We start from the raw sequence: 25,427 nt of genomic DNA, 5'->3' as shown, positions 1-25,427 counted from the left end.
TACAAATATGTATATATTGCCTAAAAATAAATTAGTTAACAATATATACATATCTTTTACATTTGTTTATTTATATATACTATAAAATCTTATACAAACAGCTATTAATCATCTTGTTTTAAAGTAATTGCTTTTATACTTCCATTTGATCTTATACCTGAAATCTCAATTTCATCACCAGTTCTAAATACTTTTTTCTCTTGTTTAATTATAGTAGAATCATCAACAATAACAGTTTTACCTGAAATTATCCATTTACCATTTAGACTATTCATTGGTTTTTCATCTAATCTTCCCTCAAAAATAAAATTTATACCTTTTTCTTTTAGATAATTAGAATTTCTTTTATCATCAAAATCATATCTATCACTACTTGCAAAAATAGCAAGTGGTATTAAAGTTACTAATCCTAAACTAACTAACATTTTCTTATTCATCATTTGTAATCCTTTTTTGTTTTGTTGCTGTAATGATATAAGAGCTAAATGAACTATAAGTGAAGTGAAAATGAAATTTTATTCATTTTAGAAAATAAAAATATATTAAAGTTTTTATAGATGTATTACTTTATACCCTACTTACAATTTTACATTTAGCGTATAGGAATAAAAAAATTTGTTTAAATCATAAAAAATCTTTCATTTTGTAAGATAAACTTTTACACATAAGTACAAAACAGAGCTTTTATAGCATATATCAATGCAAAAACAGTCTTTGTAAAGTACTAAACTCTACTTACTATTTAACAAACACCGTATAGGAGTAAAAAGCTTTCATTGTATACTAAGGTATACAACGCTAATATTTTACAAACGCTATATAATTAAGTATATAAGGAATAAAGTGAATATATCATCAAACTTAACTTTAGAGTTATTTGACCAGCCTTTTTTATTAGAAAAAAGAATAGATTTACTACTTGCTATTAAAGAACATGGTTCAATATCAAAAGCTGCAAAAGCTGTTCCTATGAGTTATAAAACAGCATGGGATGCAATAGATAGTATGAATAACTTATCAGCTAAAGCTCTTGTATCAAAAGAGACAGGAGGAAAAGGTGGTGGAGGAACTGCTCTTACTTCATATGGGGAAAGTATTATCAATACTTACTTACTTTTAAAAGAAGAACAAAAAAGATTTATGGAAAAGTTAAATGAACTAACAAACATAGATACAGGAACATTTAAAACAATAGGAAGACTAGCAATGCAAATAAGTGCGAGAAATCAAATAATAGGAAGAGTTGATAAAATAGTATCAAATGAAGTAAATGCAAATATAATAATAGTCCCTAAAAGTGACCATGAACTTTTTGCAAATATTACATATGATGCCCTACAGTCTTTAGATATAAAAAAAGATGACGAAGTAATAGCTATTTTTAACTCAAATAATATACTTTTATCTACAAGTAGTGATATAGCAATAAGTGCCAGAAATAAAATAAAAGGTATTATCAAAGATATCACAAAAAACTCTACAAATAGTGAAGTTACTATTGATATTAGTGAAAATGAGACTATTACATCTATTATTACAACAGGGGCTGTTAAGAACCTGAGGCTTGAAGTAGGGAAAGCTGTATATGCCTATATAAAATCAAATGATATTATGGTGGGTAAATAAATGAAAAAGATTCTAGCAAGTATTGCTTTACTTTCATGTGGTTTATATGCAAATACCTTAAATATAGCCCTTGCTGCAAATGTATCTTATGCAATCAAAGAGTTAAAAAAAGAGTTTATAAAAACAAATCCTAATACTAAAGTAAATATTACTTTAGGAAGTAGTGGTAAATTAACAGCGCAGATTAAAAACAATGCACCTTATGATGTTTTCATGTCTGCAAATATGAAGTATCCCCAAGCTTTATACAAAGATGGCTTAGCTTTAAATACTCCAAGAGTTTATGCAAGAGGCTCATTATCTTTGTTTTCAAAGAAAAAACAAGACTTTTCTAAAGGCTTAGCTTTATTAAAAAATCAAGATATTAAACATATAGCAATAGCTAATCCAAAAACTGCTCCTTATGGTCAAGCCTCATTTGAAGTTTTGGAAAATACAAAGCTTTTAAATGAACTTCAAAAAAAGTTTGTATATGGTGAGTCTATTTCACAAACTCTTTCATATACATTTACAGCTGCAAATATTGGTTTTATCGCAAAATCTATGCTTTATAGTCCAAAAATGTCTAAGTATAAAGAAGGATTAAACTATATACACATTAACCCGAAACTATATACTTCTATAAAGCAAGGGGCTATTATTTTAAAAAATAGTAAAAATAAAAAAGAAGCTAAAAAGTTCTATAATTTCTTGTTCTCAAAAGAAGCTAAGAGTATTTTAGAAAACTACGGATATATAGTAAAATAGGAGTTTGTATATGTTAAAAGCAGTAGTAAAAAGTATACAAAAGGAAGAAATTATACATCTTGTAGAATTTAATTTTCATGGAAATACTTTAAAAATGCTAAGTTTAGAACTAGATGATAGTATCAAAGTAGGAACAAAAGTAGCCTTATGTATTAAATCAACTCACATAACTTTAGCAAAAAAGTTCTCAGGAGAGCTTAGCTGTAGTAATCAAATAAAAGCAAAAATACAATCAGTTGAAAATGGAAAGCTATTAAGTTCAGTTCGTTTAAACCTAAGTGGAGATATTCAAGAAGCTATTATAACAAGTAGTGCATCTTTGAAGATGGGATTAAAAAAAGATGATGAAGTAATAGTCTTAATAAAAGCAAGTGAAATATCAATAAAAGAGGTCTTATAATGTTTGAATTACTATCAAGTATAGAATTAACACCTTTTTATATCTCTTTTAAACTAGCATTTATTACAACTGTTATTTTGTTTATACTTGCTCTGCCCTTATCATGGTGGCTTAGTCAAAGTAACTCTAAGGTAAAACCTTTTATTGAAGCATTAACAGCCTTGCCAATTGTTTTACCACCTTCTGTTATTGGCTTTTATATACTTTGGAGTTTATCAAGCAATTCATATATAGGAGCTTTCTTTGAAGAGACTTTTGGAATACAGCTTGTATTTAATTTTACAGGCTTAGTAATAGCTAGTTGTTTTTATAGCCTACCTTTTATGGTTCAACCCCTACAAAGTGGTTTTGAAAACCTAAATAAAAATATGTTAGAAGCAAGTTATATAAGTGGTAAAAGTAAACTAACTACCCTATTTAAAGTAGCCCTACCAAATATCAAACCCTCACTTCTAACAGCTCTTATAGTAACATTTGCCCACACAGTTGGAGAGTTTGGTGTGGTTTTGATGATAGGAGGAAGCATACCAGGTGAAACTAAGGTTGCATCTGTGGCTATATATGAGTTTGTAGAAATCTTAGATTATGATATGGCTCATGTATATAGTGCTATTATGTTAGTTCTTAGTTTTGTAGTGCTTTTAGGGGTATATATATTTAACAATAAGCAAAAAAAGAGTTTTATATGATTAAAATTGATATTCAAAAAAGTCTTCATGGACAAATAGGTGACATAAACCTAGACGTAAACTTGCAGATACAAAAAGGTGATTTTATTGCTCTTACTGGTAAAAGTGGTAGTGGTAAAACAACTTTACTTAGAATACTTGCAGGTTTAGAGAGTGCAAATGGCAATATTGAAGTAAATAGCGTTACATGGCTAGATGATAAAACTAATTTAGCAGTTCAAAAAAGAGATATTGGTTTTGTTTTTCAAGACTATGCCCTATTTGAAAATATGAGTGTTTTACAAAATCTACTTTATGTAAAAAAAGATAAAGATTTAGCTTTTAAACTACTTGAACTATGTGATTTAAAAAATCTTATTAATAGATACCCAAATAGCTTAAGTGGAGGTCAAAAGCAAAGACTTAGTATCTGTAGAGCTATGATGAATAAACCAAAGCTTTTATTACTTGATGAACCCCTATCCGCGCTTGATCCAAAAATGAGAAATAGTTTACAAGATGAAATTTTAAGCCTTCATAAAGAGTTTAATACTACAACTATTATGGTTAGTCATGAACCAAGGGAAATATATAAACTAAGTAATAGAGTGATTTTACTTGAAAATGGTGAAGTTTTAAATGATGGAAAACCTAAAGATGTACTATTAAAAACTCAAGGTTCTCAAAAATTCTCTTTTGAGGGAGAAATACTTGATATTATAAAAATTGATGTAGTGAATATTGCTATTATAAGTATAGGGCAACAACTTGTTGAGGTAGTTTTAAGTAATCAAGAGCTTCAAGGTCTAAAAATTGGCTCAAAAATAAATGTAGGAACAAAAGCTTTTGCTCCCGTAGTAAAATAGTTTATGGTAGAGTATTTATTCTATACCCTAAACTATAAATATTTTCGATTCTAAGCTCAGGAACTTTTTTTCTTAGTCTTGAGATTATATTTTTTAAATTTGTAATATCAGGTGACTTATCATCGTCATCTTGCCATAAATAGCTTAGTATTTCTTCATTAGTGCAAGTTTTTTCAGGCACTTTCAATAATAAATCAAAAAGTAGATACTCTTTTTTTGTAAGTTTTACAAGTTCTTCATTATTTAATAGTTGTTTATTTTGTTTATCCCATGTTAAACTCTTAGATAGTTTTAACATTGGGTTTTCTAAAATATCAGATTGAGCTGACTTATCATCTAAATAAATATCTTTTGAAACTTTATAAATAACTTCCACAAAATTATCAAAATCTATAGGTTTTAAAATAAACTGGGAAATTCCTAAGTTTATAAGTTGCATTAGATATTCTGACTCATTATGAGCAGATAATACAATCAAAGATTGATTTTCATGTTGATTATAAATAAGTTTTGTTAACTCAATACCGTCCATATTAGGCATCTTTATATCTGTAATTACCAAATCAAAATATTTTTTATTTTCATTATAGTAATTCATATATTTTTCAAAACCGTCTTTACCATCAACTGCAATAGTAATATTTTTTTGAAAAATATCTTCTAGTAACTCTTTTGTTTCTTTTCTGATAAACTCGTCATCTTCAACAAATAATACATTTATGTCTTTTGAATATTTTTCTAAAAGTATATAATCAATCATTTATCTTGTCCCTTTTAATACAATAAAACATTATATGTATTATAATACATTTAGATTATAAAGGAATTATATATGGAAGAAAATAAAACAATTTCCTTAGAGTTACGAAATATATTGGATAATACTATTGAGGGTATCATAATAATTGAAGATGGATTTATAAAAAATGTAAATAAATCCTTAATAAATATACTGCATTACGAAAAAGAAGAAGAGCTAATTGGTAATCTAGCAACGGGTATACTAATTCCAACATCAAATAAAAAGTTTATTAAATATAATAGTAGAACATTTCAAGAAATATCTCTTATTACAAAAGATGCTACCATTATTCCAGCAATTATTAAAATAAAATCCATTTCCTTAAACAACAAAAAGTGTAAAATGGTATCTGTTTTAGATATGAGCGAAATAAAAGAAAAAGAAGATATGCTAATTGAACAATCAAAATTAGCTGCAATGGGTGAGATGATTTCAGTTATTGCTCACCAATGGAGACAACCTTTAAATACCATTGCAAGTATTGCTACAAGACTTAAAATGAAAGTCAAAATGAATAATTTAACAAATGAACTAGTAGAAGAAAAAGCCGATGAAATCAATAATTATTTACAATATATGTCTAAAACAATTGATGACTTTAGAAACTTCTTTGAACCGCAAAAAGAGCAAACTCCTGTAACAACTCTATCTTTAGTAGAAGATACTATTAAAATGATTGGAAAGTCTTTTGAAAATCAAAATATCAAGATTATTGTAGAAAATAAAAAATATTCAGCTTTATATTTGCATAAAAATGAACTTTTGCAAGTTTTAATAAATATTTTAAATAACTCAAAAGACGCTTTTCTAGAAAGAGATATTAAAGAAGCTAAAATAAATATCTCTTTTGATGAAAAAGATAGTTTTCAAATAATATATATAAAAGATAATGCAGGGGGAATTTCAAGTGATATTCTTGCTAAAATTTTTACACCCTACTTTACTACAAAAACAAGTAAAAATGGCACAGGACTTGGTTTATATATATGTAAAAGTATTATTGAAAAACACTCAAATGGTGAGTTAAGTGTAGAAAACCACGAAGATGGAGTATTATTTAAAATCAAGCTTTTTAAATAATACTTGTTTATTAAAATTCGGGAGTGTTAGAAATTTCGTGTCAATCTGATAAAATAATATCAAAGATTGACAATGGAAGAAAAAATAGAGTTTGACTTTAATGAAGTTTTAGAACAATTTAAAAGTGGTAACAATCTTACTGGTAAAGATGGTCTCTTAGCACCACTTATCAAACAACTAACTGAAGCTGCTTTAGAAGCAGAAGTAGAATCACTTATTGCGAATGATGTTCTTTCGGAAAACAAGAATAGAAAAAATGGGAGAAGATTTTTATGATAGTGCATTTAGCGATTACAAAGATGAAATTAATTCATGGTAGAGGTATAATATGAAAGAATATGAATTTAATAAAGATACATTAATGGCAGAAAGATATTTTCAAAGATATTTTTACATAATTATTGCAGGGTTAATGTTTATACCTTTAATTTTTATATCAGATGAGATGGTAGCAAGTAATGAATATTTATTTTCTCTATCTCATATGTTTAATGATTATCTGAGAAATATTGATAGAGCTGCAGAACTTGCAAACTCTACAGGTATTGCTAATAAAGTCAGGTTTATTTATAACTATAGTATTGTTGTTGTAGGAGCAATATTATTTTTCGTAATGTTATATGTTTATGGTAAAGCATACTTATGTAGTTTAGGCTATCTTAATAATTGTAAAAAAGTGTACCATATCAAATCTATAGAAAACAAAAAAGTTGACCGTCCATTTAGTTTACTAATATACTCTTGTTTTTTTATGTTTGCTATATTTGAGATAACTCATTTAGGATATTTTTTTGTATTAATAGAAGATGGATATACAACAAGTTATTTTTTTAAGAATTCATTTACCGTCACAATTATTTGTTCATTAGGGAGTTCCATAGGAGGATATGCAGCATATATTATTTTAGAATTAATAGCCCAAATACAAAAATATTTAAAATTAAAGTTTAATTGAAAATTAATCTAAACCAAACAATACCATATAGAAAGGACTACAATCTTATAGTCCTTTCTATAACATCAATTTTAATGATATTGCAAATAATAAAACTATAATTAGTATTCTTAATTCAATATATCCATTAGAATTTTGATCATATACTAAAGTGTAATCCAAGCATTTTTCTCTTTTATACCATCAACAGGTAAATCAAACATTACACTTGAATTTTCAAGTGCTATTGTTGAAATTACTTTATATGGGAATACAAAATGCTACAAAAAAATGGAATATGCCGATATGGAACTGGAATCTGACCCTCTCACAACTAGCTATATTCTTCGAGGGTAGATTAGACGATGAGCTTAAAATTTAAGTTTAGTTCTGATAGGATTTCTCCTATCAGAACTATGTTGACACGGAATATTTAACGGTCTCAAAAATTCTTATAAAGTATTTACCACATAACCTCTATTTGAAGAGTTCTTGATTAGAGAATTATGTGTTTTTTCTCTAATATGTTTAATGATATTTCTTAAAGAGTATTTAGAAAAGTTCTTGTTTTTCCAAACTATTCTCTCAATTGTCTCATATGTAACTAATTGATTTTTTCTTTCTATTAAAAGTTTAACTAAATTTTTTTCTGTTCTTGTAAGTCTTATAACTCTTCTATCACAAAACAGTTCATCCCTTGCAACATCAAAATAATAGCCTTTTTCAAACTCAATTTTTTTATTTTGATTTTGGAAGTTTAAAAATAGTTTTATATTTAGTACAAGCTCTAAAGGTTTAATTGGTTCAAAGAAAACTGAATACACATTTGAGTTCTTATACATAATTTGATCTTCATTTGCTTCATTTTCAAGCAGTATAATAGGTATATTAAATTTATAAGAAAAATTACTTTCGAATATATCTGTAAACTCTTTAATATTACTATTTATTCTGTTGTCAAATACTACTAAATCAAATAATGACAATTTATCATAAATCAAATTGAACTTATTCATTTCAAAAAAAGAAACTTTAAAAAGTGTATCTTCTTCAAATTCTTTAATCTTTGAGATTAAGTTTTCTTCATTACTTATTATTAATACCGACTTAGGTTTTATACTATTAGTGGTGTTTATAAATATACTATTCATCTTAAGTCCTATTTATTATTTTATTTGATTTATTATAATACATAATCGTATCATAAACGTATCATTTAGTTATTAAATTCAATTTTGCATTTTAAACCATCTGGTGTATTTTCAATAGAGATATTTTTAAACATATCATTATTCTCTTTAAAGACTTTATTTTTTGGTGATTTTGCATTATCTTCAATAAGAATATACTTTTTATCTTCTTTTGAATAAACACTTACATAAATATTTATTTTATTGTTTTGAGAGTTTTTACAATTGTTAATCGAAGCTTGCAATAATGTAGAAAGAGTATCAAGCAATTCATTTTTATTTGCATTAACTTCGACAGATGTATCTATGTTTTCAAAGATGTTAAGCTTATCTTCTACTTTTTTTTCTTTTACTTTTGAAATAGCCGCTTCAACTATACTATTTAATAAAATTTTATTGTCAGACATAATTGCACCTTTTACTTTTTCTTTAGTATAGTTATAAATAGTGTTACTAAAGTATCATTTTGTAAAAGGTGCTCTTTTTTAATCTATAAATTCAACTATATCTTCTATTTTTTCTCTTTGTTGAGTTGATTGCTCATTTATTCTATATCCGAAAGGTAAAACCATTGATGTTTGATATTTTGTAGTATCTAATTCTAAAATTTCATCAAGTTTATCTTTTTCAAATCCTTCAATTGGACAAGAATCAATACCTATGCTAGCAGCTGCTGTCATAATATTACCTAAAGCAATATATGTTTGTCTTGCTGTCCAGCTATAGATATTTTCATCTGTTGCTAATGTCTGTTTTAAATGATCTGCGTATAGATTTAAATAAAAATCAAGTTTTTCTTGTGGCATCTCTCTTCTTCCAAATTTTCTTTTTGGAATTCCTGATTCTGGTTTAACACCTTCAATTGCAGCCAAAACAACAACTAAATGTGAACAAGATGTGATTTGTACTTGATTCCAACAAGCAGGTCTGATTTTTGCTTTTAACTCTTCATTTGTAATAACTAAAAACTTCCATGGTTCCATACCAAAAGAAGAAGGAGACTTTCTAGCTACTTCTAAAATAAAATTCATATCTTCATCAGAAATCTTTTTTGTCTCATCAAATACTTTACACGCATGTCTAAAATCCATTGCCTCTAAAAACTGTTCTTTTTTCATATTATCTCCAAATTTTTCAATAATTATAAAACTACTCAACTTAAATTTCACTTACTTTACTTTAGGTAAGTATTTATTCAACTTCCCATCTTCTATGCCATTGTGAAAGTCCAACTTTATCAAGAAAAACCAATAGTGTTACTGTACACCAACCAATAACAAGCCCAAATAATATTGGGAATACTAAATCAGGAACAATTTTATTTATATTTTCGTTTGCAAGTGATAAATCAATAAATGCAAATCTAAAAACTGTTCCTATATATACAGCAGGAATAAATGAAGCCCAGCTTTCATTTATTCTCATTGTTAAAGTTATTATAGCAGCAACTATAAAAACGGATGAAGGAATAATATAGTCATTCCACCAAGCTTCTTGCTGTGTAATACTGAATAAAAACTCTATATACCATATTGCGAACTGAGCTAAAATTATCCCATAAAGAAAAGATACAAAAGCACTTAAACCTTTTTGTGCTGTACCTCCATGAAGAAAATATAAAGCCCAACTTAAAAATGAAAGCCAAACTGTCCATCCCATATATAAACAAAACCAAGCGGTAATAAAAGTCATAAAACCAACTGAAATTGCTATAGGAAAAATACTAATTACTTTAAAATATACCTTTTTCATAAATAGTTCCTTTCATCATCCATTTTTATATGAACAATAATAATTGATACTTAGCTATTATGCATTATAATTCGGGTAATCACTATATCCAAACTCATCTCTACCACCAAAAAGAGTATGAGAATCTTTTATTTCAGCTAAGGGATAACTATTTTCTAGTCTACTAACTAAATCAGGATTTGGAATAAAATATCTCCCAAAACCAACTAAATCAACTAAATCTTTTCTTATTACATCATTAGCTCTTTCTAATGTATAACCACCAGTTGCAATTATTGTGTTTTTAAAGTTTCTTCTTAATTCTTCTCTGAAACTTTGTGGGATTTCAGGAGCATCATCCCAATCTGCTTCACATAAATGAATATATAAAATGTCTAGTTTATTTAGTTCTTTTGCAGCTATCATAAAAGTATCTAGCATTTCAGGATCATCCATATCTTTAAACTTAATAAATGGAGATAATCTCACACCAGTTTTTTCTGCACCTATTTCTGCTATCACAGCTTTAGTTACTTCAAGTAAAAAGTTTATTCTATTTTCTTTACTTCCACCGTAATTATCTTCTCTAATATTTGAATTACTTCTTAAGAATTGGTCAATTAAATATCCATTTGCTCCATGGATTTCAACACCATCAAAACCTGCTTCAATTGCATTTTTTGCACCTATTACAAATTCTTGAATAGCCTGAGATATATCTTCCTTAGTCATTTCTCTTGGTTGCTCAACTGGAATCATTGTTGCATCTTTACTTTCAGATGTATCAAATACATAAACAGGTGTATCTTTTGCAATAAGTGCTGATGGTGCAATTGGCTGTAGTCCATTTACTTTTGAGCTTGATACTCTTCCAACATGCCAAAGTTGTAATATTATCTTTCCACCTTCATCATGTACAGCTTTTGTAACTTTTTTCCAACCTTCAATTTGTTCTTTTGTATAAATACCAGGTGTATCTGCGTAACCTTGACCTTGTTTAGATACTTGTGTAGCCTCAGCCACAATAATACCAGCACTTGCTCTTTGTGCATAATATTCAGCATTCATTGAAGTTGGAACTTCACCTGTTATAGTTCTCGATCTTGTCATTGGTGCCATTAAAACTCTATTTTTTACATGAATATCTTTCATATCATATGATTCAAATATATTTTTCATAACTTAATCCTTATTTTTAATATCTATCTTAATTAGTTTAGAAATATCTAAACTCTCAAGTTTGCCTTCTACACTTTCAATAAATGAAACAAAATGCTCTTTTTTTTCATGTTTAGTCAAAGCAGTTAAAGACTCCCATGTTTCCACAAAAACAAATGAATTTTCTTCATCTGGGTTTTTATGTAAATCATACTGAATACAACCCTCGTCAAACTTTTTAGTATTATTATGTAAACTTATTAATTCATTATAAACTTCATTAGCAAATTTCTTTTTGATTCTTAATTTTGCAAGAACTACAATCTTTTCCATTATTTTTCCAGTTTAGTTTTAACTATTAGATATGGAGGAACACCCTCTTCTTTTCCATTATTTAAAGCTGCTGTTTTATCAAGTTGGTTAACCGTTCCATAAACATATCCATCATTTGCAACAGCTAAACCATCAGGCCATGTTTGATTTTGTGGTAATTTAGCAATTATTTTATACCCATTTTTATTTGATACCCCAATAGCTTGTTTTTCAATATCAGTAATATAAACATTCTGATTTTTATCAGCTGCAATTCCATCACTATATGATTTTGGCCCATACTCTTTGATATTTTTTATTACATTTTCTTCACTATCAAAACTGCTTGCAGGAACTCTATATACTTTTTTACCATGAATTGCACCATAATAAACCCAATTAAACCCTGGATCAATTGCTATTGGATTTAAAGCAAATCCACCTTCAAAATCAGGCATCATTGACTTATGACTTTGAGCAAATCTTTTTGAAAGACCTGTTTTTGTATCAACTACAATAAAAGCAGGTTCTGGTTTACTTTTTAAATCACCTTGTGTCATATCTGCAATAATTGCTCTGTTTCTTTTTTCATCTAAAACAAAATCTTGTAAGAAACTAGCTTTTGTAAGAACATTTGAAGGAATTTTTATAGTATTTTTTAATCTGTTTTTTTCAATATCCCATACTACGAACTGTTTCTTTCCTAAATCTAATACCCAAAGATTACCATTACTATCAGCTTTTACAGCAATAGTTGCACCAATAGTTGAGTCTTTTCCAAATGAATACTCTTTATTTGGATATATGTTTTTACTTCCTATTGCAGTTAATTCGATTAATTTAGTAGTTGGATTAATCAATGGATGAATCGATACAAACATTCTACCTTCATTTGATACAGTTAAATTTGCAGGTCTTTCATCAAAAACCGCAACAGTTTTTACAACTTCTACCTTGTTCGCAACTAATGCTGAAACAACTAAAAACGACGATATTAAAATCTTTTTCATTATTTATTCTCCTCACAATCACATTTTCCTCTTAACTTATCAATTGAAACTTTATTTAATTCAATAAAGTATGAAAGCATAAAGAAGAAAATTGCATAAATCATTTGAAATGCAGCCCATTCCCAATTTTCTTTTAAACAAGCTCCAAATAATAGAACCACCATAAGTAAAGCACCTGCTAATAATGCTTGTCTTGTAAATAAACCTAAAATAAGTAAAACCCCAACTGCTAATTCAACAAAAGGAATTGTATAAGACATGATATTCACTAAAAACTCTGGTAAAAAAGTGTCCTGAAAATACCCTAGCATCCAAGTGTTAAAAGCTTCAAGTTTTGGAAGTCTTACCAAACCATGAACAAACATATTTACACCCATTGCTAACCTTAACAATGCGTACGCTAAATCTTTACTATTTTGTTTTGTATTACACATAATTTTCCTTACTTATACCATTTTGCAATATCATTAATATCTTGTCTAGTTTTCCCTCTTGGATCTTCTTTTCTATATCCAAAAGCAAGCATACAAGATACGCCAAACTCTTCTGTATCTATATTTAAATCCTCTTCTAAAAAGTTTGTCATTTTTTCCATATCAAAACCTTCAATAGGACATGAATCAACACCAATATAAGCTGCACCTGTCATCATATTTCCTAAGGCGATGTATGTTTGTTTAGTTGCCCAATCAAACATTGCTCTATCATCATCTATTAAGCTAAAATCTGTTTTTTGGAAGTTCTCGTAAAAGCCACCTTTTAATTCAACAATCTCTTCAGGTAACTTTTGAATATCTTTCATCATATGTGTAATATATTTGCTGTTATAAACCATTGAGCCTTTTTTTCTAGAAAGGATAATTACATAATGACTACAAGTAGGTAACTGTCCTTGCCCTCCCCATGTAAACTCTTTTAATTTTTCTCTTAAGTTTTCATTTTGAACTACTAAAAACTGCCATGGCTCAAAACCAAATGAACTTGGACTTAATCTTCCAGTTTCTAATATATAATCAAAATCTTCTGCTGATATTTTTTTATTTTCATCAAATACTTTACAAGCATGTCTAAACTTCATTGCATCTAAAAAACTTTTTTTCATAATAACTCCTAAAATCTTTTGTTACTGAAAATTATAGACTTAACAAACTTAAATGTTTCTTACTTTACTTTAGGTAAGTAATGGAATTAAATATATTTATGATATAATAATCTTTAGAAAAAGGATTTTTAATTATGTATATAGTAAATGATAAAGAATATAAGTGTTCAGTTGCAGTAACTTTAGATATTTTTAATGATAGATGGAAACTATCTATTATCTGGCACTTATTAGAAAAAGACAAGAGATTTAAAGACCTGCATGAGAGTATTCCTGAAATAACACAGAAAACTCTAACTGTAAAGCTAAAAGAATTAGAAGAAAAAAATATAATAAATAGAGAAGTTTTTCCAGAAGTGCCTCCAAAAGTTGTATATTCTTTAACTGATGCAGGGAAAAGGTTAAGACCTGTACTAAAAGAGATGTACGAATGGGGAATATCTTATGCCCAAGAACATGGAGAGATTACAGAAGATGGTGCTTGTTGCGAAGTAGCTATTTCACAAAAAATTGGCTTTAAGAAATAATGGCAAACTTTGCTTTAATAGCAATAGCAATTCTTGTTGGATATGTTTTACAAAGGTTTAAAATATTTCCACAAGAAACCTCTAATATTTTAAATAAATACATTATTTACATTCCCTTACCTGCAATAATTCTTTTGCAAGTTCCCAAACTTACATTTTCATTTGATGTTTTAATCCCTACTATTATTGCATGGCTTGTTATGGGAATATCTGCAATTATTGTTCTATTTTTTTCAAAAGTTTTATCATGGTCAAGAGAAGTTACTGGAAGTTTACTTTTAGTAGCAATTTTAACTAATAGTTCTATTATGGGTATTCCAATTATAGAGTTATATTTAGGCTCAGAATCTTTACCTTATGTTCTTATATATGACCAACTAGGTACTTTTTTAGCCTTAGCTGCCTATGGTACTTTTGTGACTGCTTATTATAGTTCAAGTGGAAATATCCATCCAAAAGTTATAGTCAAGAAAATAGTTACATTTCCCTCATTTATTGCTTTAATGTTTGCCCTTGCCCTACTTGGTCAAGAGTTTAATCCTCTAATTACAGAAGTTTTAACTAAATTTGCAAATACCTTAGTGCCAGTTGCACTTGTCGCTGTTGGTTTACAACTTCAATTTAAACTACCAAAAGATGATTTACAACCTTTAAGTATTGCTCTTTTAATAAAACTTATTTTAGCACCACTTATAGCTTATGGAATTTGTATTTTATTTGATTGGTATAATCTTGCAGGAAAAACTTCAATTTTTGAAGCAGGAATGGCTCCAATGATAACAGCAGGAGCTATAGCTTCTATGGCGGGACTTGCACCAAGACTTAGTACTGCTATAGTTGGATATGGAATAATCTTCTCATTTTTAACTACATATATTATAAGTATACTTATATAATAAATTATAAGTTTTACTTAAATATAAAAAAATTTCATATTTTATACTATTGTTTTTATAAATACTAAACATAAACATTGTATGATTTGGTAAATTTTTTTATAGGATAAAATATATGATAAAAACAGCAAGAAACTTACTATTAGCATTAGCCTTAACAACAGGACTAAATGCAGCAACAGAACTTAATAAAGATGAAATCAAAAAAATTGAAAACTTAGATCTTTTTAAAGGTGTAAATATTAAAGTTAATAAAGCTTATGACACAGAAAGCTTATACCTTTTAAAAGTAAATGTTAGAGGTAAGATTGATGAGATTTATTTAACTAAAGACAAAAAATACTTAATTGCAGGTGATGTTATGGATACTAAAACTGGTGCAAAACTATCAGTTCCAGCTGACTTATCAATAGCAAAAGGAAACCAAGCCTTTACTTTTGGAAAAGGAAATGATGAATACTATTTATTTACAGATCCAGAGTGTCCTTATTGTAAAAAGTTTGAGTCATACTTAGCTCAAGTAGAAGATAAAGTAAAAATAAATGTATTTTATTTTCCTTTAGATTTCCATGCTAACGCTAGAGATATTTCTCTTTATGTTATGAGTCAAGACTCATATAAAGATAAAGTTAATGCTATGGTAAACACTACAAAAGATACACCTGCCTTTAAAAATAGAAAAATTGATGCAAAAAAGCTTAAAAGTTTAGAAGCTAAACTTGATAAACAAATCGCAATAGGACAAGAACTAGGAGTTCAAGGAACACCAGCTGTTTTTGATAAAGATGGAAACAAAGTAAACTGGGTTCAAATGCTTCAGTCTTACGGAATAGAAGTAAAATAACTAGTAGAATTTCTACTAGTTACAATCTTTCAAAATACTTTCTCTTACTATACTTAAATTATTCGAGCAATTAGGTATTATATAGTTTACTCTTATTTCAATAACTCTTTGAATATCATAAGAATCAAACAAATCCATATATTTTAAAAGTTCTTTTTTATTATCTATTATTTCTGCTGTTCCTGATATTTTGACTCTTTTATCATTTGAAAAATCAATACATAATAGTCCAACATTTGGATTACTTAAAATATCTCCTGCACCATGAAATATTCCATTTCCAAAATAATCAGGAAAAATAAATGTTTTTTCATCGAGTACTTTTATTAAATATTTAGACTTTTTCCCTTTAAAGTTTACATTTGTATTTCCATTTATATTTGATGTTGCAAAAAAGAAATACTCTAAAGATTCCAAATAATTAGCTAAAGACTCATCAATTTCATCTTTTACTATATTGTCAAAATAGTATTCAAACTTATTTTTAGTATTATGTTTTTCTCTTAAATCATTATGTTCTTTTGTAAATATACTCATCTTTTCCTACCAATACTGTGGATAATTTCTGTTTTTATGTAAATTTATATAAAACAATGCTGTTACAACTAAGATTATAGAGCCAATTAATGTTGGAAATATTAAGTAATCCCAATTTGCCGCTAATAAAAAAACAATTAGAGGATTTGAACCAGCTGGTGGATGAACAGTTTTTGTTAATATCATTGCAGAAATTGCAGTAGCTAAAGCCAAGGCCATACTCCACCACTCTTGTGATATAAAGTGAAAGAAAAACAGACCTATAAATGTAGCTATTAAATGGCCAAAAATTACATTTCTTGGCTGAGAAAAAGGGCTTTTATCATAAGCAAAAATAAGTACACATGAGGCTCCAAAAGATCCTAATACCAATAAATTATCAAAACTTTTTGTCATATAACCTATAATACTAATTGCTATAAAGCCACCTATAAATGCAAATAAAACCTCTTTTACATGTGTACTATCAGGAAGAGCTACTCCCTGTCCTTTAAATTTTTTTATATAATTCATTTTTTCTCCCATACAACCAAACGATTGTTTGATTAAATTAGTTAAAAAAAATCATTAAATTAAATTAATGATTTTTTGACCTACTTTTAAATAGTCTTTATTATCTTCATATAGATTCATAAGCATTATAGCCCCTTGTGTTAAAGAAACATACTCTCTTGCTAGACTTCTAGCTTCTTCATGGGTATATTTATCTTTTAATATATTAAACAAAGCATCTTCCCAAGCTAAAAAATATTTTTTTATATGCTTTTTAAACTCTTCATTTTCATTTGATACTTCTAAAGCTAAATTACCTAATAAACAACCTCCTTCACTATTTAAAAAATAATCATCAACTTTTTTTACAAATAGTTTGATTTTATCTTTGCTATTTAAAGTATCATCATAGGCGATTTTATAAACATTTTTATCAAAATACTCATGTATGTACTTTAATGATTCCAAACCTATTTCATCTTTACTTTTAAAGTGATGATAAAGACTACCTTTTATTAAACCACATTGCTGGGCAATATTTGCTATTGAAGTATTTGAATAACCTCTTTTTTTAAAGAGTGCAATAGCTTTTTGTAAAATCTCTTCTCTTGATGTTTTTTTTGTTGCCATTATTTTTCCCAAACGGTTGTTTGGTAAAATTATAATACAATTATTCTATAATGTCAATATTATTTTAATAATCATATTCTTTATAAACTACTTTTTCTTTAAATATTAATGCTTTTTTAACCTAACAAGCGTTAAAGTAGTTTAATTTAAAAATTAAGGAATTGGCAATGAAAATAGCAGTATTTTGTGGCTCGAGTATTGGAAATAAGGAAGTTTATTCTGATGCAGCAAAACAACTTAGCAAATATTTAGCACTTAATAATATAGATATAGTCTATGGTGGTGGAAATGTTGGTCTTATGGGAGTTATAGCTTCAACTGCAATGCAAAATGGTGGAAAAGTTTATGGAGTTATACCTGAGGATTTACAAGATAAAGAGCTTGGTCATAAAGGAATCACTGAACTTAAAATAGTAAAAGATATGCATGAAAGAAAAGCAGCAATGGCTGATATGGCAGATGCTTTTGTAGCACTTCCAGGTGGAATTGGTACTTTTGAAGAGATATTTGAAGTTTGGACTTGGGCTCAACTTGGATATCACAATAAACCTTGTGCATTTTATAATACAAATGGCTTTTATGATAGTTTATTTACTATGATTGACAATATGTGTCAAGAAGGTTTTATGAAAAAAGAGTACTCTAATATGCTTATAAAAACTTCTACTGTAGAAGAATTAATTGAAAAAATAAATACATATACTCCTCCAAAAATAAAATGGAAAAACTAAAAAATAAGTACTTTTATAAGTACTTATTTCTATAGTAAAGAGTTTATCTCTTTTACTTCCTCTTCTTCTAAACTAAAATTAGATATTTCTAAATCCTCTTGCATATGAATTTTTGATGTTGTTCCATTTAAAGGAGTTATTCCCATTTGATTTAAAAATCTATAAAAAATTTGAGGAACTGTTTTATCATATTTTATTGCTAAAGACTGTACTTCTTTGGAACTTAAAAGATGTGGATTTGCTGTAAGTGACCAAAAGCTTTGGTATGTAATATCTTTTTGTCTACAAAACTCTCTTATTTGTTTATCATAATCACTATCTTTATAAAATCTATTTTGTACAACTTTTGGTTTTACTTCTAATACATCATATAAATAAATAAGTAAATTTAAATCATAACAATTGCTAATTCCTATTTGCCCTACTTGTCCGCACTGTACGAACTCTCCCATAGTTTTAAAAACTTTTACCAAATCTTCTATTGGTCCAAAAGGAGAATGTAAAATATAAGAATCAATGTAATCAGTTTTCAAATTCTCTTTAGATTTTAAAAAAGATTTCTCTAATTGTATTAAAATATCATCAGAAGCTAAATAAGGCATATTGTTTTCATCTTGCCCATTTATTGGAGTAAACTTTGTTTGAATAAAAATATCTTCTCTTTTTATACCATTTTTATAGGCATTTTCTAAACCAACTCCTACTAAGTCCTCTCTATAATGTCTTGGCTGGCATGCTGTATCAACAGCTTTGAAGCCACAAAGAAGTGCTTGCTCAACTAGTCTTGATGTCTCTTCTTTTTTCCAGGCTGTTCCATATATCATAACTAAACCTTTTTATTTTATTTCTTTACTTTTTTTCAATAATATAATAGTAGCAAAAATTGATAGTAAAATACCAAAAAAAGTATTAATATTTATTTTTTGATTCTCCATAATATACATCAAAAAAGCAACAATGGCAGGATTTAAATATACATAAGCCATAAGTTTATTAGGTCCTAAAATAACAGTTGATTTTTGATATAAAAAAACAGTAATCAAAGTAGCGCCTATACTTAAATATACCATATACCAAAAGTTTTCACCTTCAAGTTTTTCCCACTGCAAAGGAATATCTAATGCTACTAAAGCAATGCTCATCCAAATAATCCCACCAAATAATGTCATTAAAGTAATACTTAATACTTCATCCTCTTTTTCATAAAAGAATTTTGCACTTATTGAATACAAAGCCATAGATAAAACACCAAATAAAAATATAATATCTCCATTGTTAAAACTTAAGTTTATTAATCTTTGAATATCTCCATCAAAGATAACTATAGTAGTACCTATCATTCCCATAAAATATATAAATAACTTTAAAATATTTAGTTTATCTTTAAAAATAAAGTTTGCTAATATTGCAGTAATTAAAGGAACTAAAGTAAATAGTGTTGCTGTGTTTAAAGCTGTTGTATCTTCTAAAGCTTTAAAAAGTAAAATAAAATACAAACTATAAAAGAAGCTTATTTTAAGCCCTTTTATAAAACTTTTTTTTATTTTTACTCTATATTTTTTTACTATTAAAATAATAGGTAGTAAACTTATAAAAGCTAAAACAAACCTTCCTAGAGTTAAAGAGATTGGATCTATTATGCCAGATAGTTTTCCTGAGATTATAAAAGATAGTGCAACTAGTATTGTGGCTGTAAATACCAATATATGAGCTTGTATATTTTGATTCATAAATTTCCTTTTTTATTTATAGTTTATAAGAAGTAAAATTTTTTGTCATTTACATAGGTTGATTTTTTAGCTAATATTTCAAAATGAATGAAGAAGAAATATTAAAAAGTTTAAATAAAACATTAAACTCATACTTCACTATCTCAAATGAAACTTGGAATAAATTTAAAGAAATTTGCACTATTAGAAGTATCAAAAAAGGTGAATACGCCTATGATTTATATGATGAGGTAAATGAAATATCATTTGTTTATAAAGGTTTATTTAGAACATTTAGTATAAATGAACAAGGTGAAGAGTATACAAAAAACTTTTTTTGGGAAACAAGATTTTATGGACCAATGGTTGCACTTCTTACAAATAGTGAAGTAAATGCTTGTGTTCAAGCTTTAGAAGACTCTATTGTTGTTGATATTAAACATAATAAGTATAGAGAACTTTTAAAAGAATCAAGTGACCTAAAAATGTATCATATTTTATATTTAGAAAAACACTGGATACTACAAAAAGACCATAATACTTATGCTTTGGTTTTAGAAGATGCAAAACTTAGATATGAAAGATTTTTAGATGAATTTGCACATATATTACCAAGACTTTCACAATATCATGTAGCTTCATATCTTGGTATATCCCCTACTCACTTAAGTAGAATACGAAAATCATTAGAAAATAAAAAACGCTAGGAAACTTATGCTAAAAAATTCAGTAATGAAAGAGCTATCTTTTCAAGAACATAAATTGATATTTAAATTTATACATAAAAAGCATAACTTTGCAAAGCATATACATGATGATAAATACATGATAGGAATTTGTTTAGATGGTAAAAACTATTTTAATATGGACAATCAAGATTTTGAAGTTACTAAAGGAATGATATGTCTTATTCCCCCAAATACTGTACACTCATGTAAAACACTAAATATTGATAATAAATGGCAGTTTCTTACTTGTTTTATCCCTAAAGATTTCTTTGAAGAGATTGCAAAAAGTATTTGTAATAAAAGTAACTTTACTTTTAAAGAATACTTTATAAAAGATGATGATTTAGCTACTTATTTAGAAAAAATCATAAGAGATACTTTAACTTATGAAAAAATCTTTGACAATCACATCATAGACTTCATCACCCTATTTTGTGAAAAGTACATGACCTATAAAGAAAAAATCAAAACCATTAAAAATGAAAGATTTGAAGAGTTATTTAAATTTTTTAAAGAAGAAAAATATGATTTAAAAGAGTTAAGCTTTTATGATATGGCAAAAGTTATGAACATGAACCCATACTATTTTCATAGAATTTTTTCAAAGTCTATAGGATTAACTCCTCAAACTTTTATAAACTTTTTACGAGTTTCAAAAGCTACAAAACTCTTAACAAACTATGAAAGCTTGTCACAATTAGCACTAGAGTGTGGCTTTTATGATCAATCTCATTTTACTAAAGAGTTTAAAAAATATCACGGTATAACACCTACAAAATATAAAAATATTTAGAATATGTTCAAAATATTACAATACAAAAGTTTATTTAAATAGTAATATTCTTTAAAAACAAAAGGAATTTTATGTTTAAAACTATTTTATTTATTTTTATACCTAATTTTATTTATCTAGGATTATTTAGCTTTATAGAGGAGCAAAAAGACTTAATATTACTTAGTTTAATTATTACAACTATTATATATTGGGCTTCAAATCTAGTACCCTTATATTTTAGTTCTTTGATTTTTTTATTTACAGCACTTGCTTTTTCTCTAGCTAGTAAAGATGTGATTTTCTCAGGTTTTTCATCAGGAGCATTTTGGTTGGTTTTTGCAGGTATGCTAATAGCTACTGCTATAAAAAATACAAATTTAACTCTAAGGTTTACAAATCTATTTTCAAATATAAAAAATCTTACTTATTTAAAGCTTTTAATTTATATATCTATTTTTGCTGTTTTATTTAGTTTTATTATGCCCTCTAGTGTAGTAAGAATTGTTTTAGTTGTGCCTTTAGCTATTGCACTAGCTTCTAGTTTAGGATTTCAAAAAGAAGACAAAGGTTTTACAGGAATTATCTTGACTTTTATTTTATGTACTTCATTGCCTGCATTTACTATTTTACCTGCAAATGTACCAAATATGATACTTGCAGGACTAACAAAAGAAATATATGATTATGAACTACTTTTTTCTTACTATTTTATAGCAAACTTTTTAGTTCTTGGATTTATAAAAAATATAATTATTGTATCTTTAGTTTACTATTTCTTTAAAGATGAACTAAAAAATAAATTAGAAAAAGAAGAGATACAAGACTTTACAAAAAATGAAAAAATTGTTTTAGCTACTATTTTTATCATGCTTATATTATGGATGAGTGATTTTATTCATCAAATTTCACCAAGTATTATAGCTATAATAGGAGTATTATTTTTAGCATTTCCTACGATAAATATCATTAAAGCCAAAGATTTTAATAGTATCAACTTTTCTTCTTTGATATATGTAGTAGCTATTATTAGTTTAGGTTCAATTGTAGCTAATAATGACTTTTTTGAAAATGCTCTAAACTCTTTGGTTAATCAATACGAACCTTTTGATTTAGAGATTTTAAACTATATAAGTATTACATCTTTTATGTCTTTTAGCGGTATAGTCATCACACAACCAACAATTCCAGCTATTTTTACACCAATTGCCCAACAGTTAAGTGATGTAAGTGCTTTTAGTTTAAATGAAGTATTTATGATGCAAATAGCAGCTTTTTCAAATGTATTTTTTCCATTTCAAGCCCCACCTTTAGCTGTAGGGCTTGCATTATCACAAATAAAACAAAGAGATATGTTAAAAATCATACTTTTACTTGCACTAATAACTATAGTTTTTTTATATCCATTAGAATATTTTTGGTTAAGTTTTTTAAGATAAAATTTGCTTTTAATTGGAGTTATTATGAATATAATAGATTTTGAAAATATTAATGTAGGTTATAACGAAAAGATAGTACTTAAAGATATAACATTAAAGATTAAAGAAAATGAGCATTGGGCAATACTTGGTGCTAATGGTTCTGGAAAATCAACTTTGATGAAGATAATACAATCAGAACTTCACCCAAGAAGAACAAATAAGTTTAAAAAAGAGATTTTAGGGAAAAGTAATTATTCTATTTTTGAGCTAAAGAAACAGCTGGGAATTATAACTAACGATTTACATAATTTTTTCTCAATATCAGGGTCATACTTAAGTGCTTATGAAGTAACACTTAGTGGATATTATAGCTCTATTGGGATATTCTCTCATCAAGATTTTACTGATGAGCAACACCAAAAAGCACAAGAAGTTATGAAGTTCTTACAAATAGAACATCTAAAAGGAAAAAAAGTCGCTGCTATGTCTACAGGTGAGCTTAGAAAATGTATAGTTGCTAGAGCTTTAATACATGAACCAAAAGCATTTATTTTAGATGAGCCTACTGTTGGGCTAGATATAAAAGCTCAAATAAATTTTATAGCTATGTTAAAAAAGCTATCTAAAAACTGCTCTATTATTTTAGTAACTCATCATCTAGAAGAAATTTTTGAAGAGATTGAGAACATCGCACTTATACATAAAAACTCTATCTATAAAAGTGGTAAGAAAAAAGAAATACTAACAAGTCAAAACTTATCAGAAATCTTTGATACTAAACTTCATATCAAAGAGAAAAAAGGACGCTATTTCGTAGAAGAAATAGGCTAAGACTTTTTTACATATTTTGGAGTTATTTTAATAGCTCCAATTTTTGGTATCTTACAATCGATATTATGATTATCAGCACTATCAACTAATCTAATATTTTTTATTTTTGTACCAACTTTTACTACAGAAGAGCTACCTTTGATTTTTAGGTCTTTTATTACAGTTACATCATCCCCTGCTCTTAGTATTGCACCATTTGCGTCTTTTACAGTAAACTCTTTTTCTTCTAAATCTTCTTTTGTAAACTCATGTGTACATTCAGGACAGATGATTAAACTTCCATCTTCATATGTGTATTCACAATTACATTTTGGACAACTTGGTAAATCTTGCATATCTTTTCCTTTTATTCTTCGCCCATTTCTATAGCTATTCTTAAAAAACCTGTAAATACTGCATTGTCAAATTTTACAGAAGAATCTACATTTTTTTTCATATCATTTAAATGTTTTGAAAATCTTTCATAAAACTCATAACTAGGTTTTGGTTTATATATTACATCTTTTAAATCAAAGTATTTTATGATATTTTTTGTAGTTGTTGGTTTTATAAAATACTCTTTTTTTCTATTTAGATAATAAGGCACTACACTTATTATCGTCCACTTTGCCAGTCTATATTCAGCTAAAAACTCAACTAAACCTTCAAAACCTTCTTTTTTATTACCATATAAAAGCTCATAAATCTCAATACTTAACATATCTTTTTCATATGAGTTTAAAGTTGCTAGTGCATCTTTTAGTTTTAGTTTATCAAACAGCGATACCATAACTGATTTTTGTATAACTTTATAAAAGTTTTCTACTATCAAGTTTGGGTTTGAAAAGTTCTCTTTTTTCAAAGCCTCTTTTGCAAACTCTTCAAGCTTTTCAGGTTTAAACTTTTTCATTGTAGGGAAAAAGTACTCATCCTTAAAGCCTTTAGGATATTGTTCTAAAAATTCAGCTTCTATATCTTTTAGTCTTTCTAAATAGTGCATATTAACTCTTTTTTAAGGCCTCATTTACAGCCTCTAGTGCATGTATACTTGTAGTATCATATAGTTTTACATCTGTATCTTCTTGCGATACTAACATTCCTATTTCTGTACAACCTAAGATAACTCCTTGGGCACCTCTATTTTTTAGTGAATCAATTATGTTTAAGTACTGTACTTTTGAGTCTTCTTTTATTTTTCCTAAACATAACTCTTCGTAAATGATTTTGTGAATAGTTTTTATTTCCTCTTTATTTGGAACTATTACTTCAATATCAAAATTTGTTTGTATTGTATTTTTATAAAAATCTTGCTCCATAGTAAAAGCTGTACCTAAAAGCCCTACTTTTTTAATACCTTCTTCTTGAAGTTTTTTACCAGTTGCATTTGCTATATGCAAAATAGGAATACTTATATTTTCTTGGATAATAGGAGCTACTTTATGCATGGTGTTTGTACAAATAAGCAAAAAGTCAGCCCCTGCATTTTGGATATTTTGTGCAGCTTCACTTAATATATCTGCTGTTTCATCCCACTTACCTAAGTGTTGCAGTTTTTCTATCTCATCAAAATCCACGCTATAGACAACTACCTTAGCACTATGTAAACCACCGAGTTGTTTTTTAACTTCTTCGTTGATTTGTTTATAATATAAAGCTGTACTTTCCCAACTCATGCCACCAAGTAGTCCTATAGTTTTCATTTTA

34 protein-coding genes and 2 pseudogenes are annotated in these 25,427 nt (G+C 27.3%); 17 read left to right on the top strand and 19 right to left on the bottom strand.

Annotated elements, in window-relative coordinates:
• Positions 1-104 precede the first annotated feature (104 nt).
• Positions 105-440, bottom strand: a complete 336-nt coding sequence (locus NJU99_RS07115) for a DUF5666 domain-containing protein (RefSeq protein WP_254578033.1) — start codon at positions 438-440, stop codon at positions 105-107.
• A gap of 403 nt (positions 441-843) precedes the next feature.
• On the opposite strand from NJU99_RS07115, the gene NJU99_RS07110 reads away from it, so the two are divergent.
• Genes NJU99_RS07110 through NJU99_RS07090 form a run of 5 tightly spaced genes read left to right on the top strand, consistent with a single transcriptional unit; the run spans position 844 to position 4,307 of the window.
• Complete coding sequence (locus tag NJU99_RS07110; protein ID WP_254578032.1) at positions 844-1,626, top strand: TOBE domain-containing protein; 783 nt, start codon at positions 844-846, stop codon at positions 1,624-1,626.
• Entirely contained in the window at positions 1,627-2,373 is a 747-nt protein-coding gene (modA, locus tag NJU99_RS07105; RefSeq protein ID WP_254578031.1) for a molybdate ABC transporter substrate-binding protein, read from the top strand. It abuts the gene before it with no gap.
• 10 nt (positions 2,374-2,383) lie between these two features.
• Positions 2,384-2,773, top strand: coding sequence for a TOBE domain-containing protein (locus tag NJU99_RS07100; protein ID WP_254578030.1), 390 nt, complete (start codon positions 2,384-2,386; stop codon positions 2,771-2,773).
• Positions 2,773-3,462: a molybdate ABC transporter permease subunit gene (gene modB / locus NJU99_RS07095; protein ID WP_254578029.1), complete on the top strand. Its 690-nt coding sequence runs from the start codon at positions 2,773-2,775 to the stop codon at positions 3,460-3,462. The genes NJU99_RS07100 and modB overlap by 1 nt, the downstream gene beginning before the upstream one ends.
• A complete protein-coding gene (locus NJU99_RS07090) occupies positions 3,459-4,307 on the top strand; it encodes an ABC transporter ATP-binding protein (protein WP_254578028.1) in 849 nt (282 codons plus the stop codon). The genes modB and NJU99_RS07090 overlap by 4 nt, the downstream gene beginning before the upstream one ends.
• Position 4,308: 1 nt before the next feature.
• On the opposite strand, the gene NJU99_RS07085 is transcribed toward NJU99_RS07090, so the two are convergent.
• Complete coding sequence (locus NJU99_RS07085; protein WP_254578027.1) at positions 4,309-5,067, bottom strand: response regulator transcription factor; 759 nt, start codon at positions 5,065-5,067, stop codon at positions 4,309-4,311.
• A 72-nt stretch (positions 5,068-5,139) separates the two neighbouring features.
• On the opposite strand from NJU99_RS07085, the gene NJU99_RS07080 reads away from it, so the two are divergent.
• The 4 genes and pseudogenes from NJU99_RS07080 to NJU99_RS07065 form a co-directional block, all read left to right on the top strand.
• Complete coding sequence (locus NJU99_RS07080) at positions 5,140-6,189, top strand: sensor histidine kinase (protein WP_254578026.1); 1,050 nt, start codon at positions 5,140-5,142, stop codon at positions 6,187-6,189.
• A 72-nt stretch (positions 6,190-6,261) separates the two neighbouring features.
• Positions 6,262-6,450 (top strand): annotated as a pseudogene (locus NJU99_RS07075) (IS256 family transposase); the annotation flags it as partial.
• A gap of 67 nt (positions 6,451-6,517) precedes the next feature.
• Positions 6,518-7,144 (top strand): hypothetical protein, encoded by a 627-nt coding sequence (locus NJU99_RS07070; protein WP_254578025.1) that lies wholly within the window; start codon positions 6,518-6,520, stop codon positions 7,142-7,144.
• A 226-nt stretch (positions 7,145-7,370) separates the two neighbouring features.
• Positions 7,371-7,505, top strand: a pseudogene (locus tag NJU99_RS07065) (IS256 family transposase); the annotation flags it as partial.
• Positions 7,506-7,575: 70 nt separating this feature from the next.
• Here the strand turns inward: NJU99_RS07065 and NJU99_RS07060 are convergent.
• From NJU99_RS07060 to NJU99_RS07020, 9 genes are all read right to left on the bottom strand, one after another.
• Positions 7,576-8,274, bottom strand: coding sequence for a winged helix-turn-helix domain-containing protein (locus NJU99_RS07060; protein WP_254578024.1), 699 nt, complete (start codon positions 8,272-8,274; stop codon positions 7,576-7,578).
• Positions 8,275-8,339: 65 nt separating this feature from the next.
• Positions 8,340-8,720, bottom strand: a complete 381-nt coding sequence (locus tag NJU99_RS07055) for a hypothetical protein (protein WP_254578023.1) — start codon at positions 8,718-8,720, stop codon at positions 8,340-8,342.
• Between the two features lie 78 nt (positions 8,721-8,798).
• Positions 8,799-9,431 carry an NAD(P)H-dependent oxidoreductase gene (locus tag NJU99_RS07050; protein WP_254578022.1) on the bottom strand — a complete coding sequence of 211 codons (633 nt, stop codon included), beginning with the start codon at positions 9,429-9,431 and terminating at the stop codon, positions 8,799-8,801.
• A gap of 73 nt (positions 9,432-9,504) precedes the next feature.
• Complete coding sequence (locus NJU99_RS07045) at positions 9,505-10,065, bottom strand: DUF1097 domain-containing protein (RefSeq protein ID WP_254578021.1); 561 nt, start codon at positions 10,063-10,065, stop codon at positions 9,505-9,507.
• A gap of 57 nt (positions 10,066-10,122) precedes the next feature.
• A complete protein-coding gene (locus tag NJU99_RS07040; RefSeq protein ID WP_254578020.1) occupies positions 10,123-11,223 on the bottom strand; it encodes an alkene reductase in 1,101 nt (366 codons plus the stop codon).
• A gap of 3 nt (positions 11,224-11,226) precedes the next feature.
• The gene (locus NJU99_RS07035) at positions 11,227-11,535 is read right to left on the bottom strand and encodes a putative quinol monooxygenase (protein WP_254578019.1); all 309 of its coding nucleotides are present in this window, start codon (positions 11,533-11,535) and stop codon (positions 11,227-11,229) included.
• A complete protein-coding gene (locus NJU99_RS07030) occupies positions 11,535-12,524 on the bottom strand; it encodes an L-dopachrome tautomerase-related protein (RefSeq protein WP_254578018.1) in 990 nt (329 codons plus the stop codon). The genes NJU99_RS07035 and NJU99_RS07030 overlap by 1 nt, the downstream gene beginning before the upstream one ends.
• Positions 12,524-12,958 (bottom strand): DoxX family protein, encoded by a 435-nt coding sequence (locus tag NJU99_RS07025; protein ID WP_254578017.1) that lies wholly within the window; start codon positions 12,956-12,958, stop codon positions 12,524-12,526. The genes NJU99_RS07030 and NJU99_RS07025 overlap by 1 nt, the downstream gene beginning before the upstream one ends.
• Before the next feature lie 8 nt (positions 12,959-12,966).
• Positions 12,967-13,626 carry an NAD(P)H-dependent oxidoreductase gene (locus NJU99_RS07020; protein ID WP_254578016.1) on the bottom strand — a complete coding sequence of 220 codons (660 nt, stop codon included), beginning with the start codon at positions 13,624-13,626 and terminating at the stop codon, positions 12,967-12,969.
• A gap of 134 nt (positions 13,627-13,760) precedes the next feature.
• Between NJU99_RS07020 and NJU99_RS07015 the strand changes: the two genes are divergently transcribed.
• From NJU99_RS07015 to NJU99_RS07005, 3 genes are all read left to right on the top strand, one after another.
• Positions 13,761-14,153 carry a winged helix-turn-helix transcriptional regulator gene (locus NJU99_RS07015; protein WP_254578015.1) on the top strand — a complete coding sequence of 131 codons (393 nt, stop codon included), beginning with the start codon at positions 13,761-13,763 and terminating at the stop codon, positions 14,151-14,153.
• Positions 14,153-15,049, top strand: coding sequence for an AEC family transporter (locus NJU99_RS07010; RefSeq protein ID WP_254578014.1), 897 nt, complete (start codon positions 14,153-14,155; stop codon positions 15,047-15,049). Before NJU99_RS07015 ends, NJU99_RS07010 begins: the two co-directional genes overlap by 1 nt.
• Before the next feature lie 115 nt (positions 15,050-15,164).
• Positions 15,165-15,893: a DsbC family protein gene (locus NJU99_RS07005; RefSeq protein WP_254578013.1), complete on the top strand. Its 729-nt coding sequence runs from the start codon at positions 15,165-15,167 to the stop codon at positions 15,891-15,893.
• 15 nt (positions 15,894-15,908) lie between these two features.
• Here the strand turns inward: NJU99_RS07005 and NJU99_RS07000 are convergent, their stop codons facing one another.
• The 3 genes from NJU99_RS07000 to NJU99_RS06990 are packed head-to-tail and all read right to left on the bottom strand — an operon-like array spanning position 15,909 to position 17,552.
• Positions 15,909-16,430, bottom strand: coding sequence for a pyridoxamine 5'-phosphate oxidase family protein (locus NJU99_RS07000; protein WP_254578012.1), 522 nt, complete (start codon positions 16,428-16,430; stop codon positions 15,909-15,911).
• A gap of 6 nt (positions 16,431-16,436) precedes the next feature.
• The gene (locus tag NJU99_RS06995) at positions 16,437-16,943 is read right to left on the bottom strand and encodes an HPP family protein (protein ID WP_254578011.1); all 507 of its coding nucleotides are present in this window, start codon (positions 16,941-16,943) and stop codon (positions 16,437-16,439) included.
• Positions 16,944-16,997: 54 nt separating this feature from the next.
• Positions 16,998-17,552 (bottom strand): TetR/AcrR family transcriptional regulator, encoded by a 555-nt coding sequence (locus tag NJU99_RS06990; RefSeq protein WP_254578010.1) that lies wholly within the window; start codon positions 17,550-17,552, stop codon positions 16,998-17,000.
• A gap of 167 nt (positions 17,553-17,719) precedes the next feature.
• Between NJU99_RS06990 and NJU99_RS06985 the strand changes: the two genes are divergently transcribed.
• The gene (locus NJU99_RS06985; protein ID WP_254578009.1) at positions 17,720-18,283 is read left to right on the top strand and encodes an LOG family protein; all 564 of its coding nucleotides are present in this window, start codon (positions 17,720-17,722) and stop codon (positions 18,281-18,283) included.
• A 29-nt stretch (positions 18,284-18,312) separates the two neighbouring features.
• Here the strand turns inward: NJU99_RS06985 and NJU99_RS06980 are convergent, their stop codons facing one another.
• Both NJU99_RS06980 and NJU99_RS06975 read right to left on the bottom strand, forming a co-directional pair.
• Positions 18,313-19,107, bottom strand: a complete 795-nt coding sequence (locus tag NJU99_RS06980; protein ID WP_254578008.1) for an aldo/keto reductase family protein — start codon at positions 19,105-19,107, stop codon at positions 18,313-18,315.
• Between the two features lie 12 nt (positions 19,108-19,119).
• Entirely contained in the window at positions 19,120-20,013 is an 894-nt protein-coding gene (locus tag NJU99_RS06975) for a DMT family transporter (RefSeq protein ID WP_254578007.1), read from the bottom strand.
• Between the two features lie 83 nt (positions 20,014-20,096).
• Between NJU99_RS06975 and NJU99_RS06970 the strand changes: the two genes are divergently transcribed.
• The 4 genes from NJU99_RS06970 (at position 20,097) to NJU99_RS06955 (ending at position 23,744) form a co-directional block, all read left to right on the top strand.
• The gene (locus NJU99_RS06970; RefSeq protein WP_254578006.1) at positions 20,097-20,699 is read left to right on the top strand and encodes a Crp/Fnr family transcriptional regulator; all 603 of its coding nucleotides are present in this window, start codon (positions 20,097-20,099) and stop codon (positions 20,697-20,699) included.
• 7 nt (positions 20,700-20,706) lie between these two features.
• Positions 20,707-21,513 carry an AraC family transcriptional regulator gene (locus NJU99_RS06965; RefSeq protein ID WP_254578005.1) on the top strand — a complete coding sequence of 269 codons (807 nt, stop codon included), beginning with the start codon at positions 20,707-20,709 and terminating at the stop codon, positions 21,511-21,513.
• 71 nt (positions 21,514-21,584) lie between these two features.
• Positions 21,585-22,931, top strand: a complete 1,347-nt coding sequence (locus NJU99_RS06960; RefSeq protein WP_254578004.1) for an SLC13 family permease — start codon at positions 21,585-21,587, stop codon at positions 22,929-22,931.
• Positions 22,932-22,955: 24 nt separating this feature from the next.
• A complete protein-coding gene (locus tag NJU99_RS06955; protein WP_254578003.1) occupies positions 22,956-23,744 on the top strand; it encodes an ABC transporter ATP-binding protein in 789 nt (262 codons plus the stop codon).
• On the opposite strand, the gene NJU99_RS06950 is transcribed toward NJU99_RS06955, so the two are convergent.
• The 3 genes from NJU99_RS06950 to NJU99_RS06940 are packed head-to-tail and all read right to left on the bottom strand — an operon-like array spanning position 23,741 to position 25,423.
• Complete coding sequence (locus tag NJU99_RS06950) at positions 23,741-24,079, bottom strand: zinc ribbon domain-containing protein YjdM (RefSeq protein WP_254578002.1); 339 nt, start codon at positions 24,077-24,079, stop codon at positions 23,741-23,743. The two genes, NJU99_RS06955 and NJU99_RS06950, sit on opposite strands and share 4 nt — an antisense overlap.
• Before the next feature lie 11 nt (positions 24,080-24,090).
• A complete protein-coding gene (locus NJU99_RS06945; RefSeq protein ID WP_254578001.1) occupies positions 24,091-24,723 on the bottom strand; it encodes a hypothetical protein in 633 nt (210 codons plus the stop codon).
• Between the two features lies 1 nt (position 24,724).
• A complete protein-coding gene (locus NJU99_RS06940) occupies positions 24,725-25,423 on the bottom strand; it encodes an aspartate/glutamate racemase family protein (RefSeq protein ID WP_254578000.1) in 699 nt (232 codons plus the stop codon).
• Positions 25,424-25,427: the final 4 nt, after the last annotated feature.

Origin of the sequence: Arcobacter roscoffensis, from assembly GCF_024267655.1 — a bacterium.
GTDB classification, from domain to species: Bacteria; Campylobacterota; Campylobacteria; order Campylobacterales; family Arcobacteraceae; genus Arcobacter_B; species Arcobacter_B roscoffensis.
The sequence above is the reverse complement of the archived record's forward strand: the minus strand, read 5'-3'. Positions and strand labels throughout refer to the sequence as shown.

Coding starts and splice junctions, on each gene's coding strand:
- NJU99_RS06965 (WP_254578005.1), top strand. CDS start 20,707: ATGCTAAAAAATTCAGTAATGAAAGAGCTATCTTTTCAAGAACATAAA.
- NJU99_RS07055 (WP_254578023.1), bottom strand. CDS start 8,720: ATGTCTGACAATAAAATTTTATTAAATAGTATAGTTGAAGCGGCTATT.
- NJU99_RS07005 (WP_254578013.1), top strand. CDS start 15,165: ATGATAAAAACAGCAAGAAACTTACTATTAGCATTAGCCTTAACAACA.
- NJU99_RS06940 (WP_254578000.1), bottom strand. CDS start 25,423: ATGAAAACTATAGGACTACTTGGTGGCATGAGTTGGGAAAGTACAGCT.
- NJU99_RS06975 (WP_254578007.1), bottom strand. CDS start 20,013: ATGAATCAAAATATACAAGCTCATATATTGGTATTTACAGCCACAATA.
- NJU99_RS07040 (WP_254578020.1), bottom strand. CDS start 11,223: ATGAAAAATATATTTGAATCATATGATATGAAAGATATTCATGTAAAA.
- NJU99_RS07000 (WP_254578012.1), bottom strand. CDS start 16,430: ATGAGTATATTTACAAAAGAACATAATGATTTAAGAGAAAAACATAAT.
- NJU99_RS06985 (WP_254578009.1), top strand. CDS start 17,720: ATGAAAATAGCAGTATTTTGTGGCTCGAGTATTGGAAATAAGGAAGTT.
- NJU99_RS07010 (WP_254578014.1), top strand. CDS start 14,153: ATGGCAAACTTTGCTTTAATAGCAATAGCAATTCTTGTTGGATATGTT.
- NJU99_RS06960 (WP_254578004.1), top strand. CDS start 21,585: ATGTTTAAAACTATTTTATTTATTTTTATACCTAATTTTATTTATCTA.
- NJU99_RS06980 (WP_254578008.1), bottom strand. CDS start 19,107: ATGATATATGGAACAGCCTGGAAAAAAGAAGAGACATCAAGACTAGTT.
- NJU99_RS06970 (WP_254578006.1), top strand. CDS start 20,097: ATGAATGAAGAAGAAATATTAAAAAGTTTAAATAAAACATTAAACTCA.
- NJU99_RS06950 (WP_254578002.1), bottom strand. CDS start 24,079: ATGCAAGATTTACCAAGTTGTCCAAAATGTAATTGTGAATACACATAT.
- NJU99_RS07050 (WP_254578022.1), bottom strand. CDS start 9,431: ATGAAAAAAGAACAGTTTTTAGAGGCAATGGATTTTAGACATGCGTGT.
- NJU99_RS06955 (WP_254578003.1), top strand. CDS start 22,956: ATGAATATAATAGATTTTGAAAATATTAATGTAGGTTATAACGAAAAG.
- NJU99_RS06990 (WP_254578010.1), bottom strand. CDS start 17,552: ATGGCAACAAAAAAAACATCAAGAGAAGAGATTTTACAAAAAGCTATT.
- NJU99_RS07100 (WP_254578030.1), top strand. CDS start 2,384: ATGTTAAAAGCAGTAGTAAAAAGTATACAAAAGGAAGAAATTATACAT.
- NJU99_RS07045 (WP_254578021.1), bottom strand. CDS start 10,065: ATGAAAAAGGTATATTTTAAAGTAATTAGTATTTTTCCTATAGCAATT.
- NJU99_RS07080 (WP_254578026.1), top strand. CDS start 5,140: ATGGAAGAAAATAAAACAATTTCCTTAGAGTTACGAAATATATTGGAT.
- NJU99_RS07035 (WP_254578019.1), bottom strand. CDS start 11,535: ATGGAAAAGATTGTAGTTCTTGCAAAATTAAGAATCAAAAAGAAATTT.
- NJU99_RS07085 (WP_254578027.1), bottom strand. CDS start 5,067: ATGATTGATTATATACTTTTAGAAAAATATTCAAAAGACATAAATGTA.
- NJU99_RS07115 (WP_254578033.1), bottom strand. CDS start 440: ATGATGAATAAGAAAATGTTAGTTAGTTTAGGATTAGTAACTTTAATA.
- modB (WP_254578029.1), top strand. CDS start 2,773: ATGTTTGAATTACTATCAAGTATAGAATTAACACCTTTTTATATCTCT.
- NJU99_RS07025 (WP_254578017.1), bottom strand. CDS start 12,958: ATGTGTAATACAAAACAAAATAGTAAAGATTTAGCGTACGCATTGTTA.
- NJU99_RS07090 (WP_254578028.1), top strand. CDS start 3,459: ATGATTAAAATTGATATTCAAAAAAGTCTTCATGGACAAATAGGTGAC.
- NJU99_RS06995 (WP_254578011.1), bottom strand. CDS start 16,943: ATGAATTATATAAAAAAATTTAAAGGACAGGGAGTAGCTCTTCCTGAT.
- modA (WP_254578031.1), top strand. CDS start 1,627: ATGAAAAAGATTCTAGCAAGTATTGCTTTACTTTCATGTGGTTTATAT.
- NJU99_RS07020 (WP_254578016.1), bottom strand. CDS start 13,626: ATGAAAAAAAGTTTTTTAGATGCAATGAAGTTTAGACATGCTTGTAAA.
- NJU99_RS07015 (WP_254578015.1), top strand. CDS start 13,761: ATGTATATAGTAAATGATAAAGAATATAAGTGTTCAGTTGCAGTAACT.
- NJU99_RS07030 (WP_254578018.1), bottom strand. CDS start 12,524: ATGAAAAAGATTTTAATATCGTCGTTTTTAGTTGTTTCAGCATTAGTT.
- NJU99_RS07070 (WP_254578025.1), top strand. CDS start 6,518: ATGAAAGAATATGAATTTAATAAAGATACATTAATGGCAGAAAGATAT.
- NJU99_RS06945 (WP_254578001.1), bottom strand. CDS start 24,723: ATGCACTATTTAGAAAGACTAAAAGATATAGAAGCTGAATTTTTAGAA.
- NJU99_RS07060 (WP_254578024.1), bottom strand. CDS start 8,274: ATGAATAGTATATTTATAAACACCACTAATAGTATAAAACCTAAGTCG.